This window comes from Photorhabdus sp. HUG-39 (assembly GCF_963878365.1).
Classification (GTDB): domain Bacteria; phylum Pseudomonadota; class Gammaproteobacteria; order Enterobacterales; family Enterobacteriaceae; genus Photorhabdus; species Photorhabdus kayaii.
In genome coordinates, this window is the sequence record NZ_CAWNWY010000072.1 from 1 (window position 1) to 5,092 (window position 5,092).

The following is a 5,092-nucleotide window of genomic DNA, read 5'->3' on the forward strand; positions in this document are numbered from 1 at the left end:
GCTTCTGCTTTAGAATGCGCCTTAGCCATAGTCACTACTCCTATAGTTGCTGTGGTAAGCGGCGGTAACGGGTGCCAGCCCGTTATCCCCGCGCTAAATATCAACAGATTATCGCTTAATCACCTGCTTTATCTTGTCTTGTGTGATAGCCATATCCAGAAAATGACAAATCACTTCCTGATCTTCCGGCTTCAATGCATCGGCCTGTTTACACAACTCTTTTAGCCGCTTGTTTTTGATATCAAACTCCGGGGCGGCACTGCCTTTATCACCCAGTAACAGATGGTCAATACTGACCTCTAATATCTGCGCCAGCTTGATGATGTAATCAAACTGAGGCTTGGCTTTCCCTTGTTCCCAGCGCCCCACCATGCGGGGCTGAATATCTAACAGGTCAGCCAGTTTCAGTTGTGTTAACTGCCTTGATTTACGAATAGATGAGAGGTTTTTACCAAAATCAGTCATGGACAAACATAGCCAAGTTAGTTGTTTGTTCCACATGCTAAATCCCCTCCTGAAAATTAATTCTTGAAAGCATTCTAATGTCCTGTTTAAAATAGGTCAATATAGACCTTGACGTATTTTTTAAAGGATTAACGATATGGCCCGCATTCCCGAAGCCGAATTACAGCACCTGAAAGCCGCCGTCTCCTTAGTGGCCGTAGCGGAACAACAGGGACGACAGCTGGTTAAACGCGGCAAAGATTACGTGCTGCTGTGCCCGTTCCATGAGGAGAAAACCCCGTCAATGGTGCTGTCACCCGCCAAAAATCTGTATCACTGCTTCGGTTGTCATGCCGGCGGCTCCGTGCTGGACTGGGTGATGAAAACCGAGCGGCTCAGCCTGCGTCATGCCTGTGAACGGCTGCGAGGAGCACTGGGGGCCAACCCCGCCGTGGAAACGCTGCCGGCGGTTCCCTCCGTGGCAGAAGAAGCCGGACGGCAGGCATTATTAACCCGGGTGGTTGAGTTCTATCATCAGACTTTACTGACGTCCCCGGAGGTTCAGCAGTACCTGAAAAAACGCCGCCTCGACCATCCCGAACTGGTCAGCCACTTTAAACTCGGCTTTGCCAACCGCACGCTCGGCTACCGGCTGCCGGATAAAAAACTCAAAGCCGGGGCCGAAATCCGCTCTCAGCTTCAGGCAATCGGGTTACTGCGTGACAGCGGCCATGAACACTTCAGCGGCTCGTTAGTGGTGCCCGTTATCGGGATGCACGGCCAGATACACGAAATCTATGGCCGCAAAATCACAGACCGTCTGCGGGCAGGCACGCCGTTGCATCTGTATCTGCCGGGCGCGCATGGCGGCGTCTGGAATGAAGCGGGGCTGGCCGGTTCGGCCTCGGTTATTCTGTGTGAATCCCTGATTGATGCGATGTCCTTCTGGTGCGCGGGTTATCGCCATGTGACCTGTTCGTATGGGGTACACGGCTTCACCGACGCTCACCGGCAGGCGTTCCGACAGCACGGTGTCAGACAGGTGCATATTGCCTATGACAATGACAAAGCCGGCAATGAAGCCGCCGCCGCGCTGGCGGCAGCACTGCAACTGGCGGGGCTGGATGTCTGGCGGGTGGTATTCCCCGAAGGCCGCGATGCCAATCGGTTTAGCTGCGAGGTGGCGAACCCCGAAAACGCCTTCGGTCAGTTACTGGAGGCGGCACAATGGCTCGGTGAGCCGGCGAAAATGCCGCCGGCAGACCCAAATACTGCGGCGGTCGTGCCGGTCTCTTCGGCGGCATTAGTGCCCGAACCGGGCGTCGTGACCACGTTAGCAGAAAACGGGGATATCGTTATCCAGCAGGATGGGCAGGAATGGCGGCTGCGCGGCGTACCGCAGAAAATCGGGGCGGTGATGAAGGTCAATGTGCAGGTCGTGGATAAAAACAGCGGAGCGCTGTTTGTGGACAGCCTCGATATCCTGAGCGCCCGTGCCCGGGCGGGGTTCGTGCGTCAGGCCACTCAGGAGCTGGCCCTGCCGGAAACGCTGATTAAGCGTGAGCTGGGGCGGGTATTACTGGTGCTGGAGCAACGCTCGTGGGCCGCCGGAGAAACCGTTCAGGCGGGCAAATCCCTGAGTGCCGATGAACAGCAGACCGCGCTGGCCTTGTTGCAAGACCCGCAACTGGTCGGGCGCATCACGTCCGATTTAGCCGCCTGTGGCGTGGTCGGCGAATCCACCAATCTGCTGGCGGCCTATCTGGCGGCGGTGAGCCGTAAACTGCCCAAACCCTTAGCCGTCCTGATACAGAGCAGCAGCGCCGCCGGGAAATCGTCACTGATGGACGCCGTGCTGAACCTGATACCAAAAGAGGAACGCCTCCAGTACAGCGCTATGACCGGGCAAAGCCTGTTCTATCTGGGGGAAACCAATCTCCAGCATAAAATCCTTGCCATTGCCGAAGAAGAAGGGGTGCGGCAGGCCGCCTATGCGTTGAAGCTGTTGCAGTCGGACGGCGAGCTGACAATGGCGAGCACGGGCAAAGATGAAGCCACGGGCAATCTGGTGACCAAAAGCTACACGGTGAAAGGGCCGGTCATGCTGATGTTAACCACCACCGCCATTGATGTGGATGAAGAGTTATTAAATCGCTGTCTGGTGCTGACCGTGAATGAATCGCGTGAGCAGACCGAAGCCATCCATACGTTGCAGCGCCACAAACAAACCCTCGAAGGGTTACTGGCCGAGAACGAGCGGGACTATCTCACCGCGCTTCACCAGAACGCCCAGCGGTTGCTGAAACCGTTAAATGTGGTCAATCCGTATGCGCATCAGCTGACCTTTATGTCTGACAAAACCCGCACCCGCCGTGACCATATGAAGTACCTGACGCTCATCCAGAGCATTGCCCTGCTGCATCAGTACCAGCGGGAAATCAAGACCACCGAACATCGCGGCCGAAAGCTGGACTACATCGAAGTGACCCAGGACGATATCCGGCTCGCCAATCAGCTGGCGCACGAGATATTAGGCCGCACGCTCGATGAAATGCCGCCTCAGACGCGCAAGTTACTCATGCTGATACAGGCATGGATACGGGAAAGCCGCCAGCCGCGCCATGAAATGATTTTTACCCGCAAACAGTTGCGCGACACGGTGCAGTGGGGCGATACGCAACTGAAAATCCATCTCGCCCGGTTGGTTGAAATGGAATACCTGTTGTTGCACCGGCGCGGGCTGACGTTCGCCTATGAACTGCTGTTTGACGGTGAAGACCGTGATACTGCGCACTTGTGCGGCCTTATCGTGCCGTGACAGGACCGGTATGACTTGTTCCGGTCGGGGTAAAAGCATCAGCGGTCGCCCATCAGTCGGGGCATGGTCGGTGGGCGGTCGGATACACAAAATCAGCGCCAAGGCAGGCACCACAAGGCTTCATGGCAAAGCGGTCGGACAACATCAAAAAACACAGTTCCGTGAAGCGTAAATCAACACATCGTAATCCCATTCCTTATCACACAGACAGGAGCTTCTCATGGCATCAACGACACTCAGACAACACATCCAGCACTTCCTTGAACACCTCGACGCTCTGCGCTATACGCGGGAAACCCGGGCGCATTACCGGAGTAACCTGATGGAGTTCGTCCGCTGGTGTGACGAACGGGGGCTCACCACTGCGCAGCAGGTGAGCTTCGCCCAGCTGGAAAGCTGGCAACGGGGACTGGCTACGCAGAAAAATCGTCACGGTCGCCCCCTCACGGCCAGCACGCTCGTGAAAAAGCTGACCAGTGTGCGTAACCTGTTTAGCTGGCTGACGAAGCGGCAACACCTGCTGTATAACCCGGCGCGGGAACTGGAGTTGCCGCGCCCGGAACGGCGTTTACCGTGGGGCATGCTCAGTGAGCAGGAAACCCGTCACGTCCTGAGCCTGACCGACGATAATAACCCGCTGAGCGTGCGTGACCGCGCCGTGATGGAAACGCTGTGGAGCAGCGGCATCCGGCGTTCAGAAGTCCAGCGGTTGCAGGTCAGTGATGTGGACTTTGAACGCGGCATGCTGTTTGTCCGGCAGGGCAAAGGGCGCAAAGACCGGGTGGTGCCGTTCGGCGAATCGGCACAGCACTGGCTGCAACGTTACCTCAATGATGTCCGCCCGCGCCTGATATGGGGACCCGATCCGGGGTATCTGTTCGTGTCACAGCGAGGCAAAGCGCTCGCTGAGGGCACGATGACCCAGATAGTACGCAACGCCCTTCATCGCGCCGACATCGACAAACCCGGCGGCTGTCATCTGTTCCGGCACGGCATGGCGACGCAGATGTTAGAGAACGGCGCGGATACCCGGCACATCCAGGCGATATTAGGTCATGCGAGTCTGGACGCCACCCAAATCTATACGCGCGTAGCTATCGGTCACTTAAAAGCCGTGCATGAGCAGACCCACCCGGCAGAACGGCAGTCAAAGCAGGCCACGCCGCCAGACGACAAGCAGGCGGATAGCGCTAAGCCGGACAGCCCGAAGCCGGTCTGAACGCGCTGTGTTGCCGGACAATCTTAATGTTAGCCGGCCCTCTGTCAGTCTCGTGGGAAAGGTGAAAGGCAGACTGTGCGCGTCCCTGCGCACAGACTGCCTCCCTGCCTTCGGCGTGTCCGGCGGTAAATGGTGGCCGCCCGGCGCTAAGCCGTCGCGTCCTCTGTCAGCACCGTTGCCGGTCAGCCCCCAATGAACATAATGTGGCATTACACGAAAGCGGGCCTGAACAGCCCGCCAACGCGCAACGGCACATTATGTCGGCGCCGCCCACCCAAGGGCGCTGCGCGGTCACCTCAACAACGGTGCGCGGCTGGCCGCCGGGTGGGGCTTCTCAGCCCCAGAGGCGCACCGGGCTGCGCCCGCTGCTGTCAGTCGCGGTGCCAAAACCGGCCACCGCAGTCGCCGCCGTCCGTGGCGGCTCCGGTGTCAACATCCGCCTTAAGCCGTTGCCGGTCAGTCCGTCAAGGTCAACGGCCCTGAAAGCAGGCCAGCAAGCTGGCCGCAATTTATTGCCCCCACCCCAACCCCGCTGCACTGGCTGCGCCCGGTTCGCAGTCGCAAGCTCCTTGCTCATTCCCGTGCTCGCCATCTCCGCCCCGTGCAGCCCC

Annotated in this window: 4 protein-coding genes; 3 read left to right on the forward strand and 1 reads right to left on the reverse strand. The window is 58.1% G+C overall.

Translation table 11 applies throughout. From position 1 onward, the window contains the following. Positions 1 to 108: 108 nt before the first annotated feature. Positions 109 to 501 carry a helix-turn-helix domain-containing protein gene (locus tag AAC155_RS23740; protein ID WP_021327089.1) on the reverse strand — a complete coding sequence of 131 codons (393 nt, stop codon included), beginning with the start codon at positions 499 to 501 and terminating at the stop codon, positions 109 to 111. A 100-nt stretch (positions 502 to 601) separates the two neighbouring features. Here AAC155_RS23740 and AAC155_RS23745 point away from each other — a divergent pair, with 100 nt between their 5' ends. The 3 genes from AAC155_RS23745 to xerC are packed head-to-tail and all read left to right on the forward strand — an operon-like array spanning position 602 to position 4,481. Beyond that, positions 602 to 3,262, forward strand: coding sequence for a CHC2 zinc finger domain-containing protein (locus AAC155_RS23745; RefSeq protein ID WP_113044382.1), 2,661 nt, complete (start codon positions 602 to 604; stop codon positions 3,260 to 3,262). Positions 3,263 to 3,272: 10 nt separating this feature from the next. Continuing rightward, positions 3,273 to 3,434: a hypothetical protein gene (locus AAC155_RS23750; RefSeq protein ID WP_158536637.1), complete on the forward strand. Its 162-nt coding sequence runs from the start codon at positions 3,273 to 3,275 to the stop codon at positions 3,432 to 3,434. A 48-nt stretch (positions 3,435 to 3,482) separates the two neighbouring features. After that, the gene (gene xerC / locus AAC155_RS23755; protein WP_113026505.1) at positions 3,483 to 4,481 is read left to right on the forward strand and encodes a site-specific tyrosine recombinase XerC; all 999 of its coding nucleotides are present in this window, start codon (positions 3,483 to 3,485) and stop codon (positions 4,479 to 4,481) included. The last annotated feature ends 611 nt before the right edge of the window (positions 4,482 to 5,092 follow it).